The sequence below is a fragment of the Pedobacter sp. genome (assembly GCF_035317785.1).
Taxonomy (GTDB): Bacteria; Bacteroidota; Bacteroidia; order Sphingobacteriales; family Sphingobacteriaceae; genus Pedobacter.
In genome coordinates, this window is sequence record NZ_DATHGC010000386.1 from 1 (window position 1) to 2,225 (window position 2,225).

General features: G+C 39.2%; 1 protein-coding gene. It reads left to right on the forward strand.

Annotation, left to right across the window (positions count from 1 at the left end):
• Window positions 1-1,486 (forward strand): recombinase family protein (locus VK541_RS24565; RefSeq protein ID WP_324373260.1); only part of this gene is annotated, 1,486 nt, incomplete at its 5' end.
• Window positions 1,487-2,225 lie beyond the last annotated feature (739 nt).

Consider the following 2,225-nt stretch of genomic DNA (forward strand, 5'->3'; position numbering starts at 1 on the left):
TAGTAGTAAAAACATCGTTATGAAGTCAGCATACTTATACTGTCGGGTTAGCACCGATGAACAAAAGAAGAAAGGCAGTTCTCTTATTGAACAGGAGGATCGCCTTGTAAATCATTGCAAAATAAATGGCATTCAAATTAAAGGAATATATCGGGAAGATTATTCGGCAAAAGATTTTAACCGTCCCGAATGGAAAAAGTTGATTACTAAAATCCGAAAACAGGCCCCTGATCTTGTTGAAAATATCTTGTTTATTAAATGGGACAGGTTCAGCAGGAATATCGAGTACGCTTATCGAATGATAAGAATCCTCAAAGACTTAAATATTCAACCTATCGCAATAGATCAGCCGATCGATTTAGATGTTCCCGAAAGCATTGTCATGCTTGCAGTCTACTTGGCAATTCCCGAGGCAGAGAACACCAGGCGCGGATTGACCACCGCAGAGGGTATGAGAACAGCGAGAAAGATGGGCAGATGGCCGGGAAAAGCTCCTATTGGATATTCAAACTGGACAGATCCAGATGGCAAAAAATACATAATACCCAAGCAACCAGAAGCAGATCATATAAAATGGTCATTTGAACAATTGGCGACGGGATCTTTTACAATCAGCCAAGTAAGAAGAATGGTTTATGCAAAAGGATTACATTGTGAGCATACCCATTTTTGGAAGCTTATTCATAATCCTGTCTATTGTGGAATTATTAAAATATCAGCAAACCAAACCGAAGAGTTACAATTTGTCAAGACTATTCACGAACCCATTATTTCGGAAAACTTATTCAAAAACGTTCAACAAATAATAAGTAAAGACACAAATAAAAGATGCAATAAAGACCACCTAAAGCACCTATTTCCCTTAAGGGGCTTTCTGTATTGCCCGCTCTGCGGTCGCAAATTAACAGGTAGCCTGTCACAGGGAAAGACTTCCAAATATCCATACTATCATTGTGCTGGACAAAAGTGCAAAGGAAGATTCAGAGCCGAGAAGTTAAATAGCTCCTTTGAAGAACAATTAAAGAAATTATCCCTACGTCCTGAAGTGTACGAATTGTTTGGTCTCGTACTGGAAGATGAAAACATATTTACTTGCCGACGAGAATATTCTGAGGAACGAAAATCAATATTAAAGGATATATCTAAGCAAGATTCTAAAATTTCAAAAGCAAAAAAGTACCTCCTGGATGAAAAGATTGACTTTGATGATTTCAGTAAATTAAAAAAGGAATACAATGAGAGTTTATTCTACTTGAATAGTCAGCTAAAAAACATCAGTCAAAAGATCACCACTTGCGACGTTAGCGAAAATTTATGGCCTGATAAAGACTTCACCATTTTCCAATCCTATAAAGACCTGGATATTAAGGGCAAGCGTGAGATAATCAGTCTATTCACCCCCGCATCAATCGATAGCGTTACTTCAAAGTTTAATCGCTTAACAATTAATGAGGTTATGTCCCTTATTATTCAATCCCGAAGCTAGGCATTACCTCACCTTCAGTAATATCCAATTAATCGATTACCAAATAAGCAATTTAACATGGACAAGCTAACATATAAAAATCCCAAGGATTTTTCGACCAGAAAGGTTTCAATAGACCGAGCTATTAAGGTGTTAAACAGGAATGGTATTAAAGTAAACAGGGAAAAGGCTGAACTGATTTTGGATTTCCTATATCTCCTGGCAAAAACCTTTAGATACAAAGAAGACACTGCCATCAGAACATGAACCGCAAGAGTAGATCGAACACCTCTATCAGTCTCCATACTAAGCTTCTAGGTTGTTTTTTATAATACAAATTCAAGCCTAAGAAAAGTTTCGAAAAAAAGTTCGAACACCGCTTTTTGTAAAACCCAGCGGGCTTAATATATTGTAAATCAAACTAGTGATTAAATAAAAAAAGGAAATGACCAGTTATGATCATTTCCTTAAGTGGAGGTGAGGGGATTGCCTCCGCTAGCGCTCCGGCGATCCCTGGATCGGGGGCCTAGATGAATTTGTGCCAGCGGCGCTATCGCGCCACTGCATTTTCGTTTGTTCCGCTTTGACGAGCCTGCTCCCCAAAAGCCTAAAAAACATTGTCTCACACCACTCCCAAAGTTGCCGGCTCGTCACGCTGCACAACAAAAATGCCCCGCTGACAAAGTCAGCGAGGCACAAATTCATCTGTGGAGGTGAGGGGAGCCCAATCGAACACCTCGATGCACTCTTCCAATTTATC